At 39.2% G+C, this 26,877-nt stretch carries 23 protein-coding genes and 1 pseudogene; 9 read left to right on the top strand and 15 right to left on the bottom strand.

Annotated elements, in window-relative coordinates; all coding sequences use genetic code 11:
- Window positions 1-50 precede the first annotated feature (50 nt).
- Both ABLC00_RS14705 and ABLC00_RS14710 read right to left on the bottom strand, forming a co-directional pair.
- Window positions 51-950, bottom strand: a complete 900-nt coding sequence (locus tag ABLC00_RS14705) for a neutral zinc metallopeptidase (protein WP_004885498.1) — start codon at window positions 948-950, stop codon at window positions 51-53.
- A gap of 29 nt (window positions 951-979) precedes the next feature.
- Entirely contained in the window at window positions 980-1,903 is a 924-nt protein-coding gene (locus tag ABLC00_RS14710) for a DUF808 domain-containing protein (RefSeq protein ID WP_004885495.1), read from the bottom strand.
- A 206-nt stretch (window positions 1,904-2,109) separates the two neighbouring features.
- Here ABLC00_RS14710 and trpS point away from each other — a divergent pair, with 206 nt between their 5' ends.
- Window positions 2,110-3,123, top strand: coding sequence for a tryptophan--tRNA ligase (gene trpS / locus ABLC00_RS14715; protein ID WP_000072941.1), 1,014 nt, complete (start codon window positions 2,110-2,112; stop codon window positions 3,121-3,123).
- Between the two features lie 411 nt (window positions 3,124-3,534).
- On the opposite strand, the gene sucD is transcribed toward trpS, so the two are convergent.
- The 10 genes and pseudogenes from sucD to sdhC form a co-directional block, all read right to left on the bottom strand.
- The gene (gene sucD, locus ABLC00_RS14720) at window positions 3,535-4,425 is read right to left on the bottom strand and encodes a succinate--CoA ligase subunit alpha (protein WP_002051332.1); all 891 of its coding nucleotides are present in this window, start codon (window positions 4,423-4,425) and stop codon (window positions 3,535-3,537) included.
- Between the two features lie 14 nt (window positions 4,426-4,439).
- Window positions 4,440-5,606, bottom strand: a complete 1,167-nt coding sequence (gene sucC / locus ABLC00_RS14725) for an ADP-forming succinate--CoA ligase subunit beta (RefSeq protein ID WP_001048573.1) — start codon at window positions 5,604-5,606, stop codon at window positions 4,440-4,442.
- Between the two features lie 149 nt (window positions 5,607-5,755).
- On the bottom strand, window positions 5,756-7,189 hold the full coding sequence (lpdA, locus tag ABLC00_RS14730) for a dihydrolipoyl dehydrogenase (protein ID WP_002051272.1): 1,434 nt from the start codon (window positions 7,187-7,189) through the stop codon (window positions 5,756-5,758).
- 62 nt (window positions 7,190-7,251) lie between these two features.
- Window positions 7,252-8,445 carry a 2-oxoglutarate dehydrogenase complex dihydrolipoyllysine-residue succinyltransferase gene (odhB, locus tag ABLC00_RS14735; protein WP_002051292.1) on the bottom strand — a complete coding sequence of 398 codons (1,194 nt, stop codon included), beginning with the start codon at window positions 8,443-8,445 and terminating at the stop codon, window positions 7,252-7,254.
- Window positions 8,445-11,285 (bottom strand): 2-oxoglutarate dehydrogenase E1 component, encoded by a 2,841-nt coding sequence (locus tag ABLC00_RS14740; RefSeq protein ID WP_004885492.1) that lies wholly within the window; start codon window positions 11,283-11,285, stop codon window positions 8,445-8,447. Before ABLC00_RS14740 ends, odhB begins: the two co-directional genes overlap by 1 nt.
- A 157-nt stretch (window positions 11,286-11,442) precedes the next feature.
- Window positions 11,443-11,571 (bottom strand): annotated as a pseudogene (locus ABLC00_RS14745) (hypothetical protein).
- Window positions 11,572-11,854: 283 nt separating this feature from the next.
- A complete protein-coding gene (locus ABLC00_RS14750; RefSeq protein WP_002051353.1) occupies window positions 11,855-12,565 on the bottom strand; it encodes a succinate dehydrogenase iron-sulfur subunit in 711 nt (236 codons plus the stop codon).
- A 14-nt stretch (window positions 12,566-12,579) separates the two neighbouring features.
- Window positions 12,580-14,415, bottom strand: coding sequence for a succinate dehydrogenase flavoprotein subunit (gene sdhA, locus ABLC00_RS14755; protein WP_002051114.1), 1,836 nt, complete (start codon window positions 14,413-14,415; stop codon window positions 12,580-12,582).
- 12 nt (window positions 14,416-14,427) lie between these two features.
- Window positions 14,428-14,793, bottom strand: coding sequence for a succinate dehydrogenase, hydrophobic membrane anchor protein (gene sdhD, locus ABLC00_RS14760; RefSeq protein WP_000833672.1), 366 nt, complete (start codon window positions 14,791-14,793; stop codon window positions 14,428-14,430).
- The gene (sdhC, locus tag ABLC00_RS14765; protein WP_006580405.1) at window positions 14,793-15,194 is read right to left on the bottom strand and encodes a succinate dehydrogenase, cytochrome b556 subunit; all 402 of its coding nucleotides are present in this window, start codon (window positions 15,192-15,194) and stop codon (window positions 14,793-14,795) included. Before sdhC ends, sdhD begins: the two co-directional genes overlap by 1 nt.
- Before the next feature lie 953 nt (window positions 15,195-16,147).
- Between sdhC and gltA the strand changes: the two genes are divergently transcribed.
- Window positions 16,148-17,422: a citrate synthase gene (gene gltA, locus ABLC00_RS14770; protein ID WP_001287579.1), complete on the top strand. Its 1,275-nt coding sequence runs from the start codon at window positions 16,148-16,150 to the stop codon at window positions 17,420-17,422.
- A 71-nt stretch (window positions 17,423-17,493) separates the two neighbouring features.
- On the opposite strand, the gene ABLC00_RS14775 is transcribed toward gltA, so the two are convergent.
- Window positions 17,494-17,979: a DUF1289 domain-containing protein gene (locus tag ABLC00_RS14775; RefSeq protein ID WP_004885487.1), complete on the bottom strand. Its 486-nt coding sequence runs from the start codon at window positions 17,977-17,979 to the stop codon at window positions 17,494-17,496.
- 111 nt (window positions 17,980-18,090) lie between these two features.
- Here ABLC00_RS14775 and ABLC00_RS14780 point away from each other — a divergent pair, with 111 nt between their 5' ends.
- Window positions 18,091-19,023, top strand: a complete 933-nt coding sequence (locus tag ABLC00_RS14780) for a rhodanese-related sulfurtransferase (protein WP_006581826.1) — start codon at window positions 18,091-18,093, stop codon at window positions 19,021-19,023.
- Window positions 19,024-19,144: 121 nt separating this feature from the next.
- Here the strand turns inward: ABLC00_RS14780 and ABLC00_RS14785 are convergent, their stop codons facing one another.
- Both ABLC00_RS14785 and ABLC00_RS14790 read right to left on the bottom strand, forming a co-directional pair.
- Window positions 19,145-19,669, bottom strand: coding sequence for a YecA family protein (locus ABLC00_RS14785; RefSeq protein ID WP_001274941.1), 525 nt, complete (start codon window positions 19,667-19,669; stop codon window positions 19,145-19,147).
- A 73-nt stretch (window positions 19,670-19,742) separates the two neighbouring features.
- A complete protein-coding gene (locus tag ABLC00_RS14790; RefSeq protein ID WP_000099358.1) occupies window positions 19,743-19,949 on the bottom strand; it encodes a PA3496 family putative envelope integrity protein in 207 nt (68 codons plus the stop codon).
- A 358-nt stretch (window positions 19,950-20,307) separates the two neighbouring features.
- On the opposite strand from ABLC00_RS14790, the gene rpoD reads away from it, so the two are divergent.
- The 6 genes from rpoD to ABLC00_RS14820 all read left to right on the top strand — a co-directional run bounded on the left by rpoD (window position 20,308) and on the right by ABLC00_RS14820 (window position 26,867).
- Window positions 20,308-22,194 (top strand): RNA polymerase sigma factor RpoD, encoded by a 1,887-nt coding sequence (rpoD, locus tag ABLC00_RS14795; RefSeq protein ID WP_004885483.1) that lies wholly within the window; start codon window positions 20,308-20,310, stop codon window positions 22,192-22,194.
- 97 nt (window positions 22,195-22,291) lie between these two features.
- Window positions 22,292-22,579, top strand: coding sequence for a YbeD family protein (locus ABLC00_RS14800; protein ID WP_002051390.1), 288 nt, complete (start codon window positions 22,292-22,294; stop codon window positions 22,577-22,579).
- Between the two features lie 183 nt (window positions 22,580-22,762).
- Complete coding sequence (gene lipB, locus ABLC00_RS14805; protein ID WP_006580402.1) at window positions 22,763-23,416, top strand: lipoyl(octanoyl) transferase LipB; 654 nt, start codon at window positions 22,763-22,765, stop codon at window positions 23,414-23,416.
- 80 nt (window positions 23,417-23,496) lie between these two features.
- Window positions 23,497-24,030, top strand: coding sequence for a hypothetical protein (locus tag ABLC00_RS14810; protein WP_004712248.1), 534 nt, complete (start codon window positions 23,497-23,499; stop codon window positions 24,028-24,030).
- Window position 24,031: 1 nt separating this feature from the next.
- On the top strand, window positions 24,032-25,216 hold the full coding sequence (locus tag ABLC00_RS14815; RefSeq protein ID WP_004712246.1) for an iron-containing alcohol dehydrogenase: 1,185 nt from the start codon (window positions 24,032-24,034) through the stop codon (window positions 25,214-25,216).
- A 265-nt stretch (window positions 25,217-25,481) separates the two neighbouring features.
- Window positions 25,482-26,867: an APC family permease gene (locus tag ABLC00_RS14820; protein ID WP_009501482.1), complete on the top strand. Its 1,386-nt coding sequence runs from the start codon at window positions 25,482-25,484 to the stop codon at window positions 26,865-26,867.
- Window positions 26,868-26,877 lie beyond the last annotated feature (10 nt).

Consider the following 26,877-nt stretch of genomic DNA (forward strand, 5'->3'; position numbering starts at 1 on the left):
TATTAAAAGATGAGCTTATTTAAAGTGTTTTAATAAACTCATCTTTAACATTAGATAGGATTATTAAAAGTATCACATTGGTTGATATCACCGGACTTTAAGCCCACTTGAAACCAATGCATCCGCTGTTCACTCGTACCATGCGTAAAACTATCAGGTACAACTTGTCCTGTCGCACGTTTTTGCAAATAGTCATCACCAATTTTTTGAGCTGCATCCATTGCTTCTTCAACATCACCAGACTCTAAAAACTGAGTACGTTGTTGATTATGATTTGCCCATATACCTGCTAAACAGTCAGCTTGTAACTCTTGTCGAACAGATAATTGGTTACCCTCTCTTTGGCTGACTTGCGAACGAGCTTGTTGCACTTGAGATGAAATACCAAGCAAGGTTTGAACATGATGGCCTACTTCATGCGCAACAACATAGGCTTGGGCAAAATCCCCTGCCTGATCTTGGCGAGAAAGCTCTGATTTATTTTGCTCACCCGAAATCCCCATTTGCTCGCGCATATCTTTAAAGAATTCGGTATCAATATAAACTTTTTGGTCAGCTGGGCAATAAAAAGGTCCCATAGCAGATTGAGCGGTACCACAACCTGAGCGAGTCATTCCACTAAATAAAACTAACTTTGGTGGCGTGTAAGTTTTCCCTAATTGCTTAAATATAGGTGTCCACGTATCTTCTGTATCAGCTAATACAGTTCCCACAAAATCCGATGCTTCTTTTTGCTCAGGTGTTAAACTTTCTGGTGAGGTTGCATTTGATTGTTGTGAAGCAGTAACCTGCTGTGTTGCCTGATAAGCCATTTGCGGATCAACGCCAAAAAATTTCCATGCGACAAATGCCACGACCAAACCAATAATACTAATACCACCTGCTTTAACACCGCCCCCACCTCGACGGTCCTCAACATTGGTACTGACTCTACGATCTCTCCAGCGCATAACGTCCCTCTTCTTATTAAATGGCCTGATTAGTCAGAAGCTTTTGGCCACATTTTCTGTATTAAACTCACCACTAGCAACACAACCGCCCCAGCAATCATACCAATCGCAAAGTTCATTAATGTCGGTGTTAAAGCTCCAATAATATTGCCTACTGCGGGTATATTCTCTACATGATCGACGGTACTATCAGTAATATGATGAAGTAAAGGAATTGTATGGTTAATAATCCCTCCACCTACTAAAAACATTGCAATAGTTCCAACAATAGAAAGTAGCTTCATTAAAAGAGGAGCAAAAGCAAGTAAACCACGTCCTAGAGTTTGTTTAAAAGAAGCAGCCTGTTTTGTTAAATATAATCCTAAATCATCAATCTTAACAATCACACCAACCAAGCCATAAACACCTAGTGTCATCACAACAGCAATAATGCTAAGTACACTTATTTTTGTTATTAAAGCCGCCGTAGCAACCGTTCCTAAAGAAATAACAACAATTTCAGCAGATAAAATAAAGTCAGTTCGAATAGCTCCTTTTACTTTCTCTTTTTCAAAAGTAGCCAGATCCAGCTCTTCATTGTTAAATTCTTTTTCTGCTTCCTCAGAGGTTGAAGCTTTTCTATGCATAATTGTATGAAGAACTTTTTCAACACCTTCATAACATAGAAATAAACCACCTAGCATCAATAAAGGGTTAATCAGCCACGGTGCGATAACACTAATTAATAAAGCTAAAGGTACTAAAATAAGCTTATTAACTAAAGAACCTTTGGCAACCTTCCATACGATAGGCAATTCACGATCTGCACGTACACCTGTTACCTGTTGTGCATTTAAAGCCAAATCATCACCTAAAACACCGGCAGTTTTCTTTGCTGCCATTTTGCTCATTAAAGCGACATCATCTAAAATTGTTGCAATATCATCTAGTAATAAAAGTAAGCCACTTGCCATTTCTTATCCAGGTTTGTATTTATCTAGCTATTGTAAGATGAAATATTCCGTTTTCTGTAATTTTACTGAATAAATTCACAATATTATTTTAAGAAAGTTTAACCAATCGCTGACGAAAAAAATTTATTTCCCGTACAATAATGTCAATCTTTTATATTACAGGGCTTACTATCCCTGATTAAGCCAATACGATAGTGGAATAAATAATGAGTAATGTTGATCAGCGTCCAATTATTTTGACAGGCGACCGCCCAACCGGACAACTTCACCTTGGGCATTTTGTCGGTTCTTTGCGTTCACGTGTAGGTTTACAGGATAGCCACCATCAACACCTCTTATTAGCAGATGCACAAGCATTAACAGATAATGCAGATAACCCAGATAAAGTACGTCGTAACATTTTAGAAGTTGCTCTAGATTATTTAGCTGTTGGTATTGATCCGACTAAAACAACTATTTGTGTTCAGTCATGTTTACCAGCACTGAATGAACTTACAATGCTATATCTTAACTTTGTAACTGTGGCTCGTTTAGAACGTAACCCGACTATTAAATCTGAAATTCAAATGCGCGGTTTTGAACGTGACATTCCTGCGGGCTTCCTTTGCTATCCTGTTGCACAGGCGGCTGATATTACGGCTTTTAAAGCAACTGTAGTACCAGTAGGTGAAGATCAGATTCCAATGATTGAGCAAACGAATGAAATCGTGCGTCGTGTAAACCGTCAAATTGGTCAAGACCTTTTACCTGAATGTAAAGCGTTGCTTTCTAATATGGCTCGTTTACCTGGTTTTGATGGTAAAGCAAAAATGTCTAAGTCATTAGGTAATACCATTGTTTTAAATGCTTCTGACAAAGACATTAAAAAAGCTGTAAACGCAATGTACACTGACCCAAATCATCTTCGTATCGAAGATCCAGGTCAGGTTGAAGGAAACATCGTATTTACTTACTTAGATGCATTTGATCCAAACAAAGAAGAAGTTGAGGAATTAAAAGCTCATTACCGTCGTGGTGGTCTTGGTGACGGTACTGTTAAAAAACGTCTCGAAGGTGTGTTAAAAGAATTAATTACTCCTATTCGTGAGCGCCGTGAAGAACTTGCTAAAGACCCTGATTACATTATGGATGTTTTACGTCAAGGTACTGATAAATGTCGAATCATTACTCAGCAAACTTTAGATGAAGTTAAAGATGGCTTAGGCTTATTTAAATTCTAATTCTTAGATTCAAAATATAATTCAAAAAGCCCTACGGGGCTTTTTTCATAATTACATTTAGATTCAATAATTTAAGTTATTACAATTTCTATATATTTATTATGATTCACACGCTCTTACCCTTTTAACGTGAAGTAACACTAATTAACGTGAACCTTAATGAACAAATATGAACACCTCACTAATATAGCTCAAGTAGGTTGATATGAACCTCACGACATTTCTCCTTAAGCCGAAACTGTTTTTAACAGATTCGTTGTTCTACGCAATGATCACCCCAATCATTGCGTATTTTTTTGTCTCTTTTTAGCGTTATTATTTCTCATTTCATTTTATGCTACTTTTCAATGATGCAAAAAAATACCGCATCATTTTTCAGATGCGGTATTTTTTAAAGATTTAAGGTAGCTATTAAACTAAACCTTTCTCTTTTAATACTTGCAACATAGTTGAACCAAGCTCAGCTGGGCTACGAGTGTAAGCCATACCTGCTTTTTCAAATGCAGCAAATTTCTCTTCAGCAGTACCTTGACCACCAGAAATGATCGCACCAGCGTGACCCATACGCTTACCTTTAGGAGCAGTTACACCAGCGATGTAACCTACTACAGGCTTAGTCACGTTAGATTTGATGAATTCAGCAGCTTCTTCTTCCGCTGTACCACCGATCTCACCGATCATGATGATTGCATCAGTATCTGGATCGTCTTGGAACAATTGAAGCGCTTCGATTTGGTTCATACCTGGGATTGGGTCACCACCAATACCGATACAAGTAGACTGACCTAAACCAAGCTTAGTTGTTTGAGCAACAGCTTCATAAGTCAATGTACCTGAACGTGAGATAATACCAATACGACCTGGTTGGTGGATGTGACCAGGCATAATACCGATCTTACATTCACCCGGAGTGATCACGCCTGGGCAGTTAGGACCAACTAAACGAGTACCGTTACCGTTAGTTTCTAAATAACGTTTTGCTTTAAGCATGTCGATTGTTGGAACACCTTCAGTGATCACAACGATTAGGCCAACACCTGAATCAACCGCTTCAACGATTGAGTCTAAAACGAATGGAGCTGGTACATAGATTACAGATGCATCTGCATTTGTTTCACGTACAGCTTCTTTCATTGTGTTGAATACTGGTAAGTCAAGGTGAGTTGTACCACCTTTACCTGGAGTAACACCACCAACAACTTTTGTACCGTAGTCTAAAGCTTGTGCAGAGTGGAAAGTACCGTTTTTACCAGTAAAACCTTGTACCAATACTTTAGTGTCTTTATTAATTAATACGCTCATGATTGATACTCCCCTTACGCTTTAACTGCAGCTACAACTTTTTCTGCGGCATCAGACAAACCGTTCGCAGAAATTAATTTCAAACCAGATTCATCAAGTAATTTAGCACCTAACTCAGCGTTGTTACCTTCTAAACGAACAACAACTGGAACAGTTACGTTTACTTCTTGAACCGCTGCAATAATTGCTTCAGCAATCATGTCACAACGTACGATACCACCGAAGATGTTAATTAAAACACCTTGTACAGATGTATCAGCAAGGATGATTTTGAACGCTTCAATTACGCGCTCTTTAGTTGCACCGCCACCAACGTCAAGGAAGTTTGCAGGCTGACCACCATAAAGTTTAATGATGTCCATAGTTGCCATTGCAAGACCAGCACCGTTAACCATACAACCGATGTTACCTTCTAAAGCAACATAGTTAAGATCAAATTCAGATGCTTTTAATTCACGCTCATTCTCTTGAGATTTGTCACGTAAAGCAGCAACTTTAGGTAAACGGTAAAGCGCGTTAGAGTCGATACCTACTTTCGCATCTACACATAAAATTTCGCCGTTTTCACGAACAGAAAGCGGGTTAATTTCAAATAAAGCAAAATCGTTTTCAACAAATGCTTGGTAAGCAGCTGTCATGATTTTTACGAATTGACCGATTTGTTTGTCTTTCAAACCTAAAGCAAACGCAACTTCACGTGCTTGGAATGGTTGTAAGCCAACTAATGGATCAACTTCAACTTTGATAATTTTTTCTGGAGTTTCTTCAGCAACTTTCTCGATTTCTACACCACCTTCTGTAGAAGCCATGAAAGTAATACGACGGCTAGAACGGTCTACAACCGCGCCCAAGTAAAGCTCACGCTCAACTGGATATACGTCTTCAGCAACAATGATGCTGTTTACTGGTTGACCATTTGCATCTGTTTGATACGTTACAAGACGAGTACCAATGATATTGTTTGCAAATTCGATAACATCTTCTTTAGATTTTGCAACTTTAACGCCACCAGCCTTACCACGACCACCAGCATGAACTTGCGCCTTCATTACAGCGAATTTACCACCAAGCTGTTCAAATGCAGCAACTGCTTCGTCTGCATTGGTTGCCAAGATACCTTCTTGTACCGGCATACCATATTCTTTCAATAACGCTTTAGCTTGATACTCATGTAAGTTCATTTAGTTACCTACTTAACTTTGTTTGTTGTCTTCAATTTGCGCAACATTCTCATGTTGTATGTGCAAATTGCTGTCTACGTCTATCAACTTGATGATTTTTTAATCACACCATCGAATGTGAAAAAGAGCGGAGAAACCGCTCTTTAATTTTATTTACGCTTACGTTGAATCGCGTGAATTGCACGACCATCTACAGCAAGTGCAGCTTCATGAACAACTTCAGAGAATGTTGGGTGACCAAAAGTCATCAACTGAAGATCTTCAACAGAAGATACAAATTCAAGAGCGATCATACCTTGGTGAACGATATCAGATGCTGCAGGTCCAATCACATGCATACCTAATAAACGGTCAGTTTTTGCATCAGCAACGAACTTAACAAAACCTGCACCTTCACCAGCAGCTAAAGCACGACCATTTACAGCAAAACCGAATTGACCAGTTTTTACTTCATGACCTTTTTCTTTAGCTTGTTCTTCAGTTAAACCAACCCACGCCGCTTCAGGGTGTGTATAGATAACAGAAATGATTGTGTCATAGTTTACTTGAGCAGCATGACCGTGAATACGTTCAACAGCCATTACACCCTCTTCCATTGCTTTATGAGCAAGCATTGGACCGCGAACCAAGTCACCAATCGCATATACACCTTCTACAGAAGTTGCACAGTGATCGTTTACTTCAACTAAACCACGTTCAGTTAATTTAATGCCTGAATCTTCAGCCAATAAACCTTCTGCATAAGCTTTACGGCCAACACAAACGATTAATTTGTCAAAAGTTTGAGTTTTTTCTTCGCCACCTTGAGTGTATTTAACAGTCACTTCACGACCATTAACTTCAGTGCCAGAAACTTTAGCACCAACGCGAATATCAAGACCTTGCTTAGTTAAAAGCTTTTGGTATTCTTTTGCCAAAGCTTTATCAGCCATTGGCAAGAATGCATCCATTGCTTCAAATACAACAACTTCAGCACCAAGACGACGCCATACTGAACCAAGTTCTAAACCGATTACACCTGCACCAATTACACCTAAACGCTTAGGTACTTCTGGGAAGTTTAATGCGCCAGTTGAATCAACAATAATATCTTGATCTACAGGAGCTACAGGAATATTTACAGGCACAGAACCAGACGCAAGAATCACGTATTTAGGTTCTAAAACTTGAGTTTCACCTTCATGAGAAACGAACTCAACTTTTTTACCAGCAAGTAATTTACCTGTACCTTTTAACCACTCAATACCGTTGCCTTTAAGCAATTGGTCGATACCGCCAGTTAATTGGTCAACAATTTTGTCTTTACGAGCAAGAAGTTTTGCAAGATCGAAATTCACTTCACCAGTTGTAATACCGTGATCAGCTAAGTGATGCACTGTATCTTCATAACGATGAGAAGAATCAAGCAAAGCTTTAGAAGGGATACAACCTACGTTTAAGCAAGTACCACCTAAAGAAGGCTTACCGTTGTGAATACGTTTTTCAATACAAGCGACTTTGAAGCCTAGTTGAGCAGCACGAATCGCAGCTTCATAACCACCAGGACCACCGCCGATGACAACAAGATCAAATTGTTGAGACATTTTTATCTCCATAAACCAAGATAGAGGAACGCTCTATCCTGGTAGGTATTTATTCGAAGAAATTAAAGATCAAGGATGAGTTTAGCTGGCTCTTCTAACAATTCTTTGATTGCTACCAAGAAACCTACAGCTTCTTTACCATCGATCATACGGTGGTCGTAAGAAAGCGCTAAGTACATCATTGGCAAGATTTCAACTTGACCATTTACCGCCATAGGACGCTCTTGGATTTTGTGCATACCCAAGATACCAGTTTGCGGCTGGTTCAAAATAGGAGTTGAAAGCAATGAACCGAAAGTACCACCGTTAGTGATAGTGAAAGTACCACCAGTCATTTCTTCGATAGATAATTTACCATCACGTGCTTTAGCAGCATAAGCAGCAATACCTGCTTCAACTTCTGCGTAGCTCATACGGTCTGTATCACGTAATACTGGTACAACAAGACCACGATCAGAAGATACTGCAACACCGATGTCATAGTAACCGTGATAAACGATATCGTCGCCATCAATTGAAGCATTTACAGCTGGGTAACGTTTAAGCGCTTCAGTTGCTGCTTTAACGAAGAATGACATGAAGCCTAAACGAGCACCATGACGTTTTTCGAAAGCATCTTTATATTGCTTACGCAATTCCATGATTGGCTTCATGTTAACTTCGTTAAATGTAGTTAACATTGCAGTTTCTTGAGTAGCTGCAAGAAGACGCTCAGCAACACGTTTACGTAAACGAGTCATTGGAACGCGTTTTTCGATACGCTCGCCAACAGCAACGCTTAACGGAGTAACGTTAGCAGCTGGTTTAGCTTGATGGTTTGCAACATCTTCTTTAGTGATACGACCACCACGACCAGTACCTTGTACGTCAGAAGCAGCAATACCAGATTCAGTTAACGCTTTACGGACCGCAGGAGCTTGATCAGACACAGTTTCTGTACGCTCAACAACAGGAGCTGCACCAGCTTGAGTTTGAGCAACTGCTTGTTCTACTGCTGCAGGAGCAGCAGCTGCGCCAGCACCAGCTTCGAATTGAGCAATAACTTCGTCAGAAAGAACTGTATCGCCTTCACCTTTAATGATTGCAACCAAGCTACCATCTGCAGGAGCAACAACTTCTAAAACAACTTTGTCGGTTTCAATATCACAGATTACTTCATCACGTGATACAGGTTCACCCACCTTTTTATGCCAAGTTGCGATGGTGCCATCTGCAACAGACTCTGGGAATACCGGTGCTTTAATTTCGGTTGCCATTATTGAGAATCTCCTGATTGTTCAGCTTCGATTGCCAATGCATCATTAATTAGCTGAGCTTGTTGTTTTGCATGCAAGTACGGTGAGCCACAAGCTGGTGCAGCAGAAGCTTCACGACCTGCAAAACTGATACGGATTTGTTTGCCAGATTTTAAGATATCGTCATATAAACGCGGTGCGATAAACAACCAAGCGCCTTGGTTCTTCGGCTCTTCTTGTGCCCAAACGAGTTCTTTCACATTTGGATAAGCAGCCAAGATTTCCGCAAGACGTTGCTCTGGATATGGATACAACTGTTCAATACGTACGATTGCAACATTAGTTAAGTTTTGTTCACGACGTTTTTCGAGTAAGTCGTAATAAACTTTACCGCCACAAAGTACAAGACGAGTTACATCTGACTTGTTAATTTGATCGATTTCGTCAATTACAGTTTGGAATGAACCATGTGCTAGCTCTTCTAAAGTAGAAGTCGCAAGTTTATGACGAAGTAAAGATTTCGGTGACATTACGATTAATGGCTTACGAATTGGGCGTACAGCTTGACGACGTAATGCATGAAAAATCTGTGCAGGTGTCGTTGGAGTGATCACTTGCATGTTGTCTTCAGCACATAACTGTAAGAAACGTTCTAAACGAGCTGAAGAGTGCTCTGGACCTTGACCTTCGAAACCATGTGGTAACAACATCGTTAAACCACAAACACGCTCCCACTTAGTCTCACCAGAAGCAATAAACTGATCAATCACAACCTGAGCACAGTTTACGAAGTCACCAAATTGTGCTTCCCAAATAATTAAGCTCTTAGGAATTGTAGTTGCGTAACCATATTCAAATGCAAGAACTGCTTCTTCAGATAACAAAGAATCGTAAATCGCGAAACGTGGTTGGTTCTCTTTAACATGACAAAGAGGAATGTAAGTTGAACCATCAACTTGGTTATGCAATTTCGCATGACGGTGTGAGAAGGTACCACGACCTACGTCTTCACCAGTAATACGAACTAGATAGTCTTCATCCAATAAAGTCGCATAAGCTAAAGTTTCTGCTGCACCCCAGTTTAAAGGAGTTTCGCCAGTTTGCATTTTCACGCGATCTTCAATTACTTTTTGAACCTGACGCTGCATTACAAACCCTTCAGGAAGTTTGCTCATGCCCTCGCCTAATTCTTTAAGGCGGTTCAAGTCAAATGAAGTATCCCAATCGTCTGTATAGTCATGGCCCAAATATGGAGTCCAATCAACAAACATTTTGGTATTTGGTTCAAGAATCAATGCATTTGCTACATGATTACCCGCTTCTAAATCAGAACGGTAATCTTCAACCATTTGATCAGCTTCAGCACGATCAAGTACTTTCTCTTGTACAAGTTGATCAGCATAAAGTGTACGAGTAGTTGCTTTCTTCGCAATTACTTGATACATCAATGGTTGTGTACCAGATGGCTCATCCGCTTCGTTATGACCACGACGGCGATAACAGAACAAATCGATAACAACATCTTTACGGAATTCGTGACGGAAATCATGTGCTAATTGAGTAGCAAAGATAACAGCTTCAGGATCATCACCATTTACATGGAAAATCGGTGCCTGAATCATTTTAGCAACGTCTGTACAGTACTCTGTAGAACGAGCATCACGTGGATCAGAAGTTGTGAAACCAACTTGGTTATTCACAATAATATGAACCGTACCACCAACTGTATAGCCACGAGTTTGTGACATTTGGAAGGTTTCCATGTTCACGCCTTGACCTGCAAATGCAGCATCACCATGAACAATAACTGGCAATACGTCATCACCGCCGATGTCTCTACGACGTACTTGACGCGCACGCACAGAACCTTCAACTACAGGACCAACAATTTCCAAGTGAGATGGGTTAAATGCCAATGCCAAGTGAACTTCACCACCTGGAGTCATTACATTACTTGAGAAACCTTGGTGGTATTTAACGTCACCAGAACCTTTCTTATGAAGTGATTTACCTTCGAACTCACCAAACAAGTCCGCCGGATTTTTACCCATAATATTAACAAGAAGGTTCAAACGGCCACGGTGTGGCATACCGATAACAACTTCTTTACAACCTACAGCACCAGCACGCTGGATAATCTCATTTACCATAGGAATAAAAGATTCGCCGCCTTCAACACCAAAGCGTTTAGCACCGACGTATTTATTACCGAGATATTTTTCTAGCCCCTCAGCAGCAGTTAAACGCTCTAAGAAGCCTTTCTTTTGATCATTTGAGAAATTGAATTTACCACGGGCACTTTCAAGACGCTGTTGAATCCAACGTTTTTCTTTTGTGTCCACGATGTGCATGTATTCAACACCGATTGAACCACAATAGATTGCTTCCATTGCTTCAATCATTTCGGCAAGCGTTGCTTCGCTCTTGCCAATCTCAAGATTGCCTGTATTGAATACTGTATCTAAATCTGATTTGGTTAAACCGTGTGCTGAAAGATTTAAATCAGGAATATCTTCACGCTTAGCAAGACCTAATGGATCTAATTTAGCTTTTTGATGTCCGCGATTGCGATAAGCAGCAATAAGTTGTAAAACGCCAATTTGACGACGCTCATGCTCAGTACTTACAGTACTTTGTACAACAGGTTGAACACGATTAGCATTACGTCCTAGTAATAGGAATTGCTCACGCACAGCGCTGTGTGGTTGGTCACCCTTTGGATATTTATCGAAATATTGGCGCCAGTCCTCAGCGACGGAGGTTGGGGAAGTCAGGTACTGCTCGTAAAGTTCTTCAATATACGCTGCACTATCAGCGGAAAGTTCAGTGTCAAGACGCAATGCGTCAGCAACTTCTTGCATTTGTGGACCCATTTCCTATTGCAAAAAATATTACAGGCTGCCTTTTAAGCACACCCATGATGCATAATGTCAAATTGGTAAAAATGACACTACTTACCCAACAGGTCTTCAAGACCATGGGGCGTCATACTACCTAGAGAGAAAACTCCATAGGTAATTAATGAATCACAACGCCCTCAATGGCATCATCACTCACCTTATACTCGATTAAAACCGAGCAATTTTTTGCAAATCTTTTTAGAAAAATTAACTATACAATTAACTTTTCTAAAATGACTTTGACCATAAAAATTAAGCACTGATCTAAGATCGTGCCACTTAATTTAATTTCACTAGTATACGCTTTTTTTACCTACAACTTTGTGGCAAATCGTATCATGTTCTTAACGAACGATTGATTTTTTTGACACATACCATCTATAAATTGGCGAAATACATATCCAATTTTATCTATTAATATATGGTGCTTTATATAAAAACCCCTCTTTTAACGACTAAAGTATAAGACGTCTATTATAAAATTAAAAAAAAACGCACATCAAGGATGTGCGTTCTCTATTTGTGCAGAATTAACCCGCTTGATCTAACAACATATTACGGATGTGACCGATAGCTTTTGTTGGATTCAAACCTTTAGGACATACTGACACACAGTTCATGATACCTTTACAGCGGAACAAACTGAATGGATCGTCAAGACGAGCCAAACGATCTGCAGTCGCAGTATCACGAGAATCAATAATAAAACGGTATGCATTCAACAATGCTGAAGGACCCAAGAATTTATCAGGGTTCCACCAGAATGATGGGCATGAAGTTGAACAACATGCGCAAAGAATACACTCATACAAACCATTTAAGTGTTCACGCTCTTCCGGAGACTGTAAACGCTCTTTAGGTGGAGCTGGCTGATTATTGATCAAGAATGGCTGAATTTTGTCATATTGATCATAGAATTGGTTCATATCAACAACCAAATCTTTAACAACCGGCAAACCTGGCAATGGACGAATTACAATTTTCTCTGGTAAGTCATTAAGGTTTTGCAAGCAAGCTAAACCATTCTTACCATTGATGTTCACACCATCAGAACCACAAATACCTTCACGGCAAGAGCGACGGAATGTTAACGTTTCATCTTGAACTTTCAAAGCAAGCAATGCATCAAGCAACATACGGTGCTTATCAGTCAATTCAAGTTTGAAAGTTTGCATGTACGGCGCTTTATCCTTATCAGGATCATAGCGGTAGATTTCGAATGTACGAGTACCTCTACTCATCTTTATACTCCCGATTAGAATGTACGTGGTGCTGGTGGAATTGGATCAACAGTTAACGGCTTGAAGCGCACTGGCTTATATTCCAAACGGTTATCTGATGAATACCATAAAGTATGTTTCATCCACTCATCATCACGGCGACCGTATGAATAAGTTGGGTGATCAGCTGGTAATTCATAGTCAACTACCGTATGCGCACCACGACATTCTTTACGCGCAGCAGCTGAAATTAATGTAGCTTTTGCAACTTCATATAAGTTTTCAACTTCAAGCGCTTCAACACGTGCAGTGTTAAATACTTTAGATTTATCTTTCAAGTGAATGTTACGCACACGCGGTTCAAGAGCAAGAATCTCTTTAACACCTTTATCAAGCAATGCTTGAGTACGGAACACACCAGCGTGGTCTTGAACGATATCACGAATTGCATCAGCAACTTCTTGTGCATTTTCACCAGAAGTTGATTCATCCAACTTACGTACGCGATTTAAAGTTTGCTCTAATACGTTTGTTGGAAGCGGTGCATATTCATCACCATGATGCTTAGTTACGTAGTCGATAATGTGCTCACCAGCAGCTTTACCAAATACAACCAAGTCAAGAAGTGAGTTAGTACCTAAACGGTTTGCACCATGTACTGATACGCAAGAACATTCACCAATTGCATAGAAACCTTTTACAGGTTTAGTGTAGTTGTCTGTACCAGGTTCTGGTAAGCACACCTGACCATGCATATTCGTAGGAATACCACCCATTTGATAATGGATTGTTGGCACTACTGGAATTGGTTCTTTAGTAATGTCTACGTTTGCGAATTTTTTACCGATCTCAAATACAGATGGTAAACGCTTCATGATTGTGTCAGCACCTAAGTGAGTCATATCAAGTAAGATATAATCACCTTTTGGACCACAACCACGACCTTCTTTAATTTCCTGGTCCATAGAGCGTGATACGAAGTCACGTGGAGCCAAGTCTTTTAAAGTCGGTGCATAACGTTCCATGAACGGTTCGCCGTCTTTGTTACGAAGGATCGCACCTTCACCACGACAACCTTCAGTTAACAATACACCTGCGCCCGCAACACCCGTAGGGTGGAATTGCCAGAATTCCATATCTTGTAATGGAATGCCAGCACGAGCAGCCATACCAAGACCGTCACCAGTGTTGATATAAGCATTTGTTGATGCACGGTAAACACGACCAGCACCACCAGTTGCAAACAATGTTGCTTTTGCTTGGAATACGGCAATATTACCAGTTTCTTGGTCAATTGCAGTCACACCAAGCACATCACCTGCTTCGTTACGGATCAAATCAAGAGCGATCCATTCAACGAAGAATTGAGTACCCATTTTCACGTTGCTTTGATAAAGCGTGTGCAATAATGCGTGACCAGTACGGTCAGCAGCAGCACAAGCACGTGGAACTGGTTTATCACCATAGTTCGCAGAGTGACCACCGAACGGACGTTGGTAAATTGTACCATCAGCGTTACGGTCAAACGGCATACCCATATGTTCAAGTTCATACACAACTTTTGGTGCTTCACGACACATAAATTCAATTGCGTCTTGGTCACCTAACCAGTCAGAACCTTTTACCGTATCGTAAAAGTGGAAATGCCAGTTATCTTCTTGCATGTTACCTAACGACGCACCGATACCGCCCTGAGCAGCAACTGTATGTGAACGTGTTGGGAAAACTTTAGTAAGTACAGCAACTTTCAAACCTGCTTGAGCAAGTTGGTAAGATGCACGCATACCAGAACCACCACCACCAACGATAACTGCATCGAAAGTGAGGTTTTGAATATTTGAATAATCTTCTTTAGGGTTTATCGCGCCCATGATATCTTCCTATCAATTCGCCCAGAAAATCTGGATACCCCAGATTGCGTACACAAACACTGCAATAATGACAGCCGTAGTCAGTACAAGGCGTAAACCTTTCGCTGAAGGACCCATTTGACGAGTAGTGACATAGTCAGTGAAAACTTGCCACATACCAATCCATGCGTGTGCGATAAGCGACAAAATTGCCAATAAAGAGAAAATCTTCATTGGTAATGTCATCATGAAGCCAGCCCATTGTTGATAGTCAAATCCGCCTTTGCAGAGAATCCAACCAAAAAGAACAACAGTATAAGCTGCCAATACCACAGCACTTACACGCTGGATAAACCAATCACGAGAACCTGAACCTGTTAAACCTGTAGCACTTTTCATTAGAACATAATCCATACAAAGGCTGCGATAATGGCTACCACAGATAAGATCAATGAAATTGTCGCTGCAATACGACCGCTTTGCAGTTCTTCAGCAAAACCTAGATCTGCAAGCAAATGCTTAACCCCAGCAATAAAGTGGAAAATTAAGCCGGCTACAAATACCCAAACGATAAAACGTACAAGGATATTTCCGAAAACGACATTTTTAACGTAGTCAAATCCTTCTGGTGAAGATAATGATTTATCTAGAATCCATAAGAGAACTGGTACTAATAAGAAAACGATGACACCTGATAAACGGTGTAAAATTGATGCAATAGCCACGGGTGAGCGTAAATTTACCGCTAACACCTGACCCATGGACAAATTGACAGGTCTGTTGCTTTTCACAGCGGGCATCCTGTAGGTAGAAACTCCGACCGGAGTTTGTTGAATTAATTCCAAGGAAAGCTGGCATTGTTAGGCAAGCACAGCTCATGCCTAACCTATAAACGACACTGAATTATAAAACGCGAAATATCAAAATACAAACAATCCACTTTGCCTTTTCCGCAAAAACTCATTAAATAAGAATCATTCACATAGCCAAACAGTAGTCTTCCCTATCCAAAATTTAAGACTAAACAAAACATATGCTTGTTTAACAACATCTTTTATAAAAAATATCTTTTCTACTGCTTTATCTAAAATAAGTGAGTTTTAGACTAAAGATAAAGTTAATAATTCATCAAGCCTAATCAAAATCATAAACCAAATTTACCGTTACATACTAATTTTAATCATTTTTATTTTAAAAATATCCAATATCATCATTTACCTTAAATGTAATAAAGAGCTACTTGACTCTTAACAGTGAGTAGTATTTTTACAAAAAAAGAGTTTTAAATTTTTAAGGATGTTCAACAAGCTATTTTTTAAACAATTAAACTTAAAAAAAGTACAACTTTTAGAATTATCAAATAGTGATAATTAGGCAATTTTTGAATCGCAATTTAAAATTACAGACTGAGTTTTATGATTTTTTTAAGCGGATTGGCATTTTATAACCATGTCTAATTCTTAATTCTAATTTAAAAATTTGCTTACAATTGTACTCACGCTTCATTTTTTTTCTGCACGTTCTTCTTGAATTGACTTATGATACCATCCCGATGCAGTGATTTTACTGACTTTTTTGCTCGGGTCTTGATGACTAACTCTCTGTGGGAACGTCATTTTTTATCCATAAGTATAATTGACAAAATTTCAGTACTCACTAATCTTATAGCAAATTTTGACACCGTCTGATTCGCACATGAGAAAATTAGGATTTCGAGTCAGATAATCATTCACCAGGACAGGAGATCTATTGAATGTCTGAAGCAACTGGCAAAAAAGCCGTATTACATCTTGATGGCAAAGAAATTGAATTACCAATTTACAGTGGCACATTAGGTCCCGATGTAATCGACGTTAAAGATGTATTGGCCTCAGGTCACTTTACTTTTGATCCTGGTTTTATGGCGACAGCTTCATGCGAGTCTAAAATCACATTTATCGATGGTGACAAAGGTATTTTATTACACCGCGGTTACCCGATTGACCAGTTAGCGACTCAAGCAGACTACCTTGAAACTTGTTATTTATTATTAAATGGTGAGTTACCAACTGCTGAACAAAAAGTTGAGTTCGATGCGAAAGTTCGTGCTCACACTATGGTTCACGATCAAGTTAGCCGTTTCTTCAATGGTTTCCGTCGTGACGCACACCCTATGGCAATCATGGTTGGTGTAGTTGGCGCATTATCTGCGTTCTATCACAACAACCTTGACATTGAAGACATCAACCACCGCGAAATTACTGCGATTCGTTTGATTGCTAAAATTCCAACGCTTGCTGCTTGGAGCTACAAATATACTGTAGGTCAGCCATTCATCTATCCACGTAACGACTTAAATTACGCGGAAAACTTCTTACACATGATGTTTGCAACTCCTGCAGACCGTGACTACAAAGTAAACCCTGTTCTTGCGCGCGCAATGGATCGTATTTTCACGCTTCATGCTGACCACGAACAAAACGCTTCTACGTCTACAGTTCGTCTTGCCGGTTCTACTGGTGCGAATCCATATGCGTGTATCTCTGCTGGTATCTCTGCTCTTTGGGGACCTGCACACGGTGGCGCGAACGAAGCAGTTCTTAAAATGCTTGATGAAATCGGTAGCGTTGAAAATGTTGCTGAGTTCATGGAAAAAGTTAAACGCAAAGAAGTTAAACTTATGGGCTTCGGTCACCGCGTTTACAAAAACTTCGACCCACGTGCTAAAGTAATGAAGCAAACTTGTGACGAAGTTCTTGAAGCATTAGGTATCAACGATCCTCAATTAGCGCTTGCTATGGAACTTGAACGTATTGCATTGAACGACCCGTACTTTGTTGAACGTAAACTTTACCCTAACGTAGACTTCTACTCTGGTATCATCCTTAAAGCGATTGGTATCCCAACAGAAATGTTTACTGTTATCTTCGCTCTTGCACGTACAGTTGGTTGGATCAGCCACTGGTTAGAAATGCACAGCGGTCCTTACAAAATTGGTCGTCCACGTCAACTTTACACTGGTGAAGTGCAACGTGACATCAAGCGTTAATATTCGAAAGAACATTAATGTAAAAAAGCTGCCTTATGGCAGCTTTTTTTATAAATAAGTTTTTTTAAAAGTTACTCTTCTTCAAACATATTTAACAAGTGATGACTAATACCATCCGCTCTTAACCAAGCCAACTCATAACTTGCTTTAGCTAAAGCTAAAATACGCCTTTCAAACTCAGTCCATATGTCTTTAACTTGTGCTTCTGAAATCCCTAAACCACTCTCAGGAGCTAAATGCTTATTCTTTTCACATATTTTTAAGGCATGGTAGAGTTTACGCCCTTTACTCGCCCCTTCCATTAACCGAACACGCTTACTTAATATAAACCCTTCCACATGCTGGATATTTGCCTGTGGCAACATAGGCACCAAAATTTGGTCTAATTGATCATCTAAGCGCTTCCAGACAGCTAAACGCTGCTCTACTGTATAAGTATTCCATTGAATTACTTCATGGTTAAAACGGCGACAACCACGACATACTTGATCACCAAAAACTGTTGAACAACGCCCTGCACATGGGGTGAGAGAGAGCGTTCGATGATCATTACTCAAAACAAACTCCTTAAATAAACCATATACTTTTTATGGTTTTCTCGCTTATTACAAATTTTCGCGCTAAAATACGCGCCTTAAATTTCTATCTTAATACATTTGGAGTATTCCATGAACGCTACTGTAGAACAGCTTGCACCTGTAGAACAGCAAGCGACCGCGGGTTGGGTTGTTGCAGCACTATATCAATTTAAAGAAGTTCAAGATCCGGCCGATCTTCAACAACGTCTTTTAGACTTAGTGAAAACAATTAACCTTTGCGGAACTCTGATTGTAGCAGGTGAAGGAATTAATGGTACGGTTGCAGGAGACCGTGAGGCAATTGATACAATTCATCAATTTTTATTAAATGAAGGCTTCAATGCTATGGAATATAAAGAATCCCATAGTTCTGACAAACCTTTCCGTAAAATGAAAATTAAGCTTAAAAAAGAAATTGTGACTTTAGGCGTAGAAGTAAAACCTCGTGATTTAGTTGGTCACTATCTTGATCCTAAAGAATGGAATGAGCTTATTGCACGCGATGATGTCATCTTAATCGACACACGTAATGACTATGAATACAAAGCCGGTACTTTCAAAGGTGCAATTGACCCTAAAACAGAAACATTCCGCGAATTTCCTGAGTACGTTAAAAAAGAATTAGAACAGCATAAAGACAAAAAAATTGCGATGTTCTGTACTGGTGGTATTCGTTGTGAAAAATCAACTTCTTTACTTCTTCAAAAAGGATTTAAAGAGGTTTATCACCTAAAAGGCGGTATTCTCAAATATTTAGAAGAAACACCAGCTGATGAAAGTCTTTGGGAAGGTGAATGTTTCGTATTTGACGGACGTACTGCGGTAACTCATGGTGTCGAAGAAGGCGCAAACATTAAATGTCATGCTTGTGGCTGGCCTTTAACTCCTGAAGAATCAGCGCTACCAAGCTATGAACATGGTGTTTCTTGCGTATATTGCATCGATAAAACAACAGAGAAACAAAAAGCTGGTTTCCGTATGCGCCAGTCACAAATTGCTGCTGCTAAGCGTAAACGCCTATAAAATTAAAAAGTAACTACAAAAGGCATTTAGTTTTCTAAATGCCTTTTTTGTTTCTTCTAAATAAGTGCTAATAATAAAAAACGCCCTAGAAAGGACGTTATTTATTATTTCTTCTAATAAATTAATTTGGAGTATGGTACATCAAATATAATTCATTCAAATTATCTGGAATTTCTTCTGCCAGTTCATCCATTAACTGTCCATTGCGACGGAAAGACTCCATTTGTGGATCTTCTTCATCAATTCCACTAAAAACCATGATCGGTAAAGTCAAATCAACCAATTGTTCTTCATACTCAGGAGCAAACCATGCCTCTTCATTTAAGAACATTGCATCAACAAACCCTACACTCCAATCGCCTAGGCTTGATTCAACATCAGCTTCTTCAACTTCAAATGGAAATTCAATCCCATTTTCATTTGCTAAATCTTGACGAATCGACTCTAGCCAAACCTTGATTTGCTGAATAATTTCTGCCGGAACCTTTTTCTGGTTACCTTCGAATAATTCATCTAACCAGCGGTCAAACTGAGGGCCTACTGCAATTGCACACAAAAAACCATGAGTTGCAGCAAAGTCTAGACCATACTCATTGTGGTCTCCATCTAGATATTCACTTAACTGGTCTAAATCTAATGCACTCATTGTGTTACCTGACTTTAAAAAGAAATTGACGATAGCATAGCACTTAAGCCGACGATGCCCTATTTAGTTTTGATTAGTCTTCATCATCAAGATCATCATCGTCTAAATCATAATCGAAATCTTTTAACTCACGCTCTAAACGGCGCTGTGCCAATAGATCATCAATTAATCTACGTTTTTCCAACGATTCTTTTGCACTGATTTTGCCTGATGACTCATCAAAACCGACATCATCATCATCGCCGTAGTTATCATCTAGTTCAAAATCTGTAGAAGACACTAAAACTACCTCATAATGAAAAAATGTGAATGGGTCTAGCCGCTATTTATCTGTCTTACTTTTCCTTGTCAAGTTTTATTTATATTTTTTTCATTTAATTGCTCATTTGTACTTTTTTTCGCCCAAAAAATTGTGTATTTATAAAACAGCACAGTCTTTTGATAATCGAAGATTTCTACAAATTTTTCTATGATTTAAACTTGAAAAAAATGATTTTAGCCCAATATTCAAAAAATAGTCGTGAATTCAAAGATATTTTTTATTTAACGGTCACCGATCAAAGCCGAAACATTTCAAGCAAATTGTGCTATCATGCACGGTTTTTCACTGCCACAGATTCAACAAAGAGTAAGCAAAGATGAGCGATATGCATTCCCCTACTTCTCAAGTAGCGGCTCTGATTAGCCGAGGCAAAGAACAAGGTTACTTAACTTACGCTGAGGTTAACGATCATCTGCCGGACTCGATTACTGAAAGCGAACAGATTGAAGACATCATCCAGATGCTTCAAGACGTTGGTATTCCTGTACACGAGCGTGCACCTGAATCTGACGATACCATGTTCGGCGAGTCAGCTGACGCAACTGATGAAGTTGCTGAAGAAGAAGCTGCTGCCGTACTTGCATCTGTTGAAAATGAGCCTGGACGTACGACAGACCCTGTACGTATGTACATGCGTGAAATGGGTACAGTAGAACTATTAACCCGTGAAGGTGAAATCAGCATTGCTAAACGCATTGAAGAAGGGATTCGTGATGTCCTAAACTCAATCGCTTACTGGCCAAATGCTGTTGAGGTTGTATTAAAAGAATATAATGATTTTTTAACTGGCGAACGCCGTCTTGCCGATATTTTATCTGGTTATTTAGACCCTGAAACTGATGAAGATATTCCTGAAGTTTTAGAAGAAGTTGAAGAGCTTGAGGAAGAAGACGAATCATCTACAAAGTCAACGAAAGAAGTTAAGCTTGATGATGACGATGAAGAAGAAGAGTCTGAAGGTGATGACGACTCTGAAGGTGATTCAGGCCCAGACCCTGAAGTTGCAAAAGTTCGTTTTGCTGAATTAGAAGCTGCATGGGCTCAAACTAAAGCTGTGATTGAAAAACATGGCCGTAATAGCCCTGAAGCAAATGAAGCTCTTGAGTCTTTAGCAACCGTATTCATGATGTTTAAATTTACTCCACGTTTATTTGACATCATTTCAGAAATGATTCGCGGAACTCACGAGCAAATCCGTGCCAACGAACGTGAAATTATGCGTTATGCAGTGCGTCGTGGCCGTATGGATCGTACTCAATTCCGTACATCTTTCCCTAAACACGAATCTAATCCAGCTTGGTTAGATGAACAAATTGCTAAAGCTCCTGCAGAAATCAAGGTTCATTTAGAAAAAGTTCGTCCAGATGTCTTAGCATTCCAGCAAAAAATTGCAGATATTGAGAAAGAACTTAATTTAAGCGTTGCTGAAATTAAAGATATTTCTAAACGTATGGCGATTGGTGAAGCCAAAGCACGTCGTGCGAAAAAAGAAATGGTAGAAGCTAACCTTCGTTTGGTAATTTCGATTGCGAAAAAATACACCAACCGTGGTTTACAGTTCCTTGACTTGATTCAAGAAGGGAACATTGGTTTGATGAAAGCCGTAGATAAGTTTGAATACCGTCGTGGTTATAAATTCTCGACTTATGCAACTTGGTGGATTCGTCAGGCAATTACCCGTTCTATTGCAGACCAAGCACGTACAATTCGTATTCCTGTACATATGATTGAAACGATTAACAAGATTAACCGTGTCTCTCGTCAATTGTTACAAGAAATGGGCCGTGAACCTACTCCAGAAGAGTTAGGTGAACGTTTAGAAATGGATGAGGTCAAAGTTCGTAAGGTTCTTAAAATTGCTAAAGAACCAATTTCAATGGAAACTCCAATCGGTGATGATGAAGATTCGCATCTTGGGGACTTTATTGAAGACCAGAACATCACTTCTCCAATTGATGCTGCGACTTCAGAAGGCTTAAAAGAAGCGACTCGTGAAGTTCTAGAAAATTTAACTGAACGTGAAGCTAAAGTATTAAAAATGCGTTTTGGTATCGATATGCCAACCGATCATACTTTAGAAGAAGTGGGTAAACAGTTTGATGTAACACGTGAACGTATTCGTCAAATCGAGGCGAAAGCATTACGTAAATTACGTCACCCTTCTCGTTCTGAACACTTGCGTTCTTTCTTAGAGAATGACTAAGTTTTGAAATCTTGAAATTTCGACACTAGTCCCAATTTAATAGAAAGAGCTACAAACGCCTGCGATGATGCAGGCGTTTCACATGATGAGGTTACTTATGTTAGACCGCACTCCATCTCGCGAACTCCGTGAAGACCTTTGGGTATTTCCAATGGACTATCCAATTAAACTCATTGGCGATGCGGGTGAAGAATTACGTATAGCTGTAGTTGATATTCTAGTAAAACATTTTCCTGACTTTGACCAATCAACGTTAAAAGTACAAGAATCTCGTACAGGCAAATACCATTCATTAACCGCACAATTACGCTTTGATGAATTGGAACAAGTTCATGCTTTGTATGCAGACTTGGCTGCTTGTCCGCAAATAAGAACTGCACTTTAATTTTAAGATGCCATGACAACTTTAATGTCATGGCATTTTTATTTATAACAACCTTATTATAAATAATCACAAATATTTAGAATCGTTTAAGCAAAATACTTTAAACTCATCAAGAGCATATTCTCATAACTTAATATTGTGAGACTGCCCTTCTGTTTAGTACATCGCACAGGAAAATGTTTAATGAGCCTTGATAAACCCACTTTGATTATTCGTCAGTGGAACGATTTACAAGATTATCAAAGCAAATTCGAATTGATGAAGAACCTGACCAATCAACGTGATGAAAACACAGCAGACGAGCTGTGGTTGCTCCAGCATCACGAAGTCCTTACTCAAGGACAGGCTGGAAAACCAGAGCATATTCTAATTCCATCGAATATTCCTGTCGTTCAAACTGACCGTGGTGGGCAAGTGACATGGCATGGACCAGGCCAACTGGTTGCTTACTTTATGTTTGATCTTAATCGGCTAAAGTGGAATGTACGTACATTGGTTAGTTTTGCTGAACAATTTATGATTGATGTTTTAAAGAAATATAATATTGAAGCATATGCAAAACCTGATGCTCCAGGCGTATATGTAAATGATAGAAAAATTGGTTCCTTAGGTTTCAAAATTCGTCGTGGTCGTAGTTATCACGGTTTAGCCCTAAACTTGGACTGTGCTCTAACTGGTTTTCAAACTATTAACCCTTGTGGTTATGCAGGTTTAGAAATGGTTCGCATACAAGATTTAGTGACTCCATATCCATCATTTGAGCAACTTTGTCAGGACTTTATTGAGTATATTAAGGCCTCTGGGTTCTTTAATGACCCTGAAGTCAAAATTGAATAAATGATTTTGAGATGGAATAAAAATAGATTAGAGTAATTACTCTAAATTTGCTTTTGCATAATTTTAAGAAGGGATAGCAAGTGATTTCGACAAAAGCTGTAAAGCCCACTCTGCAACTTGCCTATGTTAAGCTCATGATGGATGTTGTTGGTCGTGGCTTAGTCATGGCGAGTCAAGTAGATAGTGAAATACAAGAGGAAGTGTCCAAATTTCCTGTTCACTTTGTACTTTCAATGAATGTCTTCCCAAATGGACCAGCATTTTTTGCCCGAGTGACAGAAGATAAACAATTAGAGCTGCTAAAAAGAGCGGAAAAAAAACCTGATTTAACCATTACATTTAAGCATGTAAGCCATGCTTTTTTGGTTTTTACTTTTCAGGAAAGTACAGCGCAAGCATATGCAAATGATCGAATGATTGCCGATGGAGATGTATCCGCAGGAATCCGTTTTGTTCGCTGCTTAAATAAGTTGGAAATTCTTATCTTACCTAAATTGGTTGCCTCATTAGCAGTCAAGCAATATCCAACCGAACTTACCCTAAAAGAAAAATTCAACGAAGCTGCAAATATTTATTTAAAAGTAGCTAAGTCTTACTTCAAGCGGAGCGCATAACATGGCTAAACCATATTACGAATTCTTTTGTCCTGTAAAAGTTATTGCCGGTAATGCTGCATTAGAACATATTCCGTTTGAACTCGCGACCTTGGGTGCAAAACGTCCTCTTATCATTACCGATAAAGGTGTACGTGCAAATGGCTTATTAAATCCTATTGAAGCTGCATTTAGCACAACTGATGCTGTTATCGCTTATATCTTTGACGATGTTCCACCTGATTCAAGTCTTGAAGTCGTTCGCCTTGCAGCAGAAGCTTATCGCACCAATAAATGTGACGCGATTATTGCTGTGGGTGGAGGCTCTGTTATTGATACCTCTAAAGCAACTAATATTTTAGTTTCAGAAGGTGGAGATGACCTTCTTCAATATTCAGGCGCACATAACTTACCAAAACCCCTAAAACCATTTTTTGTTATTCCAACTACATCAGGTACAGGTTCGGAAGTAACTATGGTGGCCGTAGTTTCGGATACACAAAGAAATGTCAAATTAGCATTTACTTCTGCGTATCTCATGCCACACGCAGCTATTTTAGATCCGCGCATGACATTAACTTTACCTCCCCACCTAACAGCAATGACAGGTATGGATGCGTTAACCCATTGTGTTGAGGCCTATACATGCTTGGCAGCAAATCCACTCAGTGATGCCTATGCAAGTGCAGGTATCAAAAAGATTAGTGAAAATCTATTCAATGTCTTGGAAAACCCAAATGACTCACAAGGGCGTTTAGAGCTAGCACAAGCATCGACTATGGCTGGTATTGCTTTTTCTAACTCAATGGTAGGACTTGTACATTCGTTAGGTCATGCTTTAGGTGCAGTTGCTCACCTCCCTCATGGCCTATGTATGAATTTATTCCTACCTTATGTGCTTGAATATAACAAACAAGTTAATGGGCAGAAAATTAGTGAGTTACTATTACCACTTGCAGGTGCTGACATCTATGCCCAGACTCCTGCCAATCAACGAGCAGATAGAGCAATTGCAACAATTTTAGCAATGCGTGATCGCTTATTTAGTTTAACTAAATTACCACGTACTTTGCGCGAAACTGGCAAGGTTACTGAAGCACAGCTTGATGAAGTTGCAGAAAAAGCACTAAATGATGGCTCTATTATTTTTAACCCTAAAGAAGCAAGCTTAAAAGATATACGTGAGATCTTACAAAAAGCTTGGTAATTTAAGTTTTAGCTAGCTCAAGTAAAAACTTAAAGGTCTGATTTTTATAATAAATCAGACCTTTTTTATATCTATGAATTTTTATTCATCATTTTATTTGGAAATATGGCAAAAAATTTGCTAAAAATTCCACGAAAGTACTGACAATTTGCATCAATTTAGGATAGATTGGCGCACTTTATCTTTTATGTAGGGGGGATCGTTCGTCTCAAACGATCCTTAACACCAAGCTGATCCTTGATCAACGATTATGAGGATAACGCCGTTGACAAACTTATCTGGGACTAAACCAACAGCTAAACTTCAAAAGAATCTTGTGCTATGGCACATTATTATTATTGGTTTAGCTTATATTCAGCCATTAACTTTATTTGATACTTTTGGTTTAGTATCAGAACGAAGTGGTGGTCATGTACCTACTTCTTATATTTTTGCCTTAGTTGCAATTTTATTGACGTCGATCAGTTATGGACACATGATCAAACGCTATCCTTCTTCAGGATCGGCATATACCTACGCCCAAAAGTCAATTCACCCTAATGTTGGTTTTATGGTGGGTTGGTCATCTTGGCTAGACTATTTACTTTCACCACTCGTCAATATCATTTTGGCCGATATTTATTTAAGAGCATTGTTTCCGGAAGTAAATAATTGGTTATGGGTTATTGGCTTAACTGCATTAATGACTGTGATTAACTTATTCGGCGCACGTTTCGTTGCTCGTTTTAACAGTACAATTGTAGTTATTCAACTTGGTGTTATCTTTTACTTTGTTTATCAAGTATATACCTTGCTTACTCAAGGGGTATATGCTGATGGCACGCTGAATCCAGATAAATCAGAGCTATGGTCACTCACTCCTTTTTGGAATGATATGACTTCTATTAGTGCTTTGATTGGTGGTGCAACAGTACTGTGTTTTTCTTTTACAGGTTTTGATGCTTTATCTTCACTTGCCGAAGAAACAAAGGATGCTGAAAGAACGCTGCCAAAAGCGATTTTCTCAACAGCATTACTTGCTGGTGTCATCTTTATTATAAGTACTTACTTTATCCAGTTATATTTTCCAAGTAACCCAAATACTTATTTTAAGCCATTAGATGAATCACAACCTGTGATGGTTGCAGCAATTGGCAGTATTGCCTTTAAAACGTTAGTTTTATATTTTGCTGTAGTTGCAGTTATGGCATCGGGTATTTCAGCACATGCTGGTGTATCTCGCTTAATGTATGTAATGGGTCGTGATGGGGTTATCAATAAAAAGTTATTTGGTCATATTAGCCCAAGACTACATACACCAACTTACAACATTCTTATCGTTGGTGTAGTTGCATTGTCTGCTGGCTTTTTAGACCTTGAACATATTGTTAACTTAATTAGTTTCGGGGCCTTAACTGCTTTTAGTTTTGTGAACTTCTCTGTAATTTCGCGTTATGCGCTTAGAGATGGTAAAAACAAATCTATTAAAGATATTATTAATTACATTATCGTACCAACGCTTGGCTTTGCCAGCGTGTTCCTAATGTGGTTGGAGATCGACAAGCTTGCTTTACAAATCGGCTTGGCTTGGGCAGTGGTTGGTGTAGGTTATCTTGCTTACAAAACCAAAGGCTTTAAATACAATGCTCCTCAACACAACGAGCATGAATAATAAAAAAGGC

This window comes from Acinetobacter nosocomialis, from assembly GCF_041021905.1.
Taxonomy (GTDB): Bacteria; Pseudomonadota; Gammaproteobacteria; order Pseudomonadales; family Moraxellaceae; genus Acinetobacter; species Acinetobacter nosocomialis.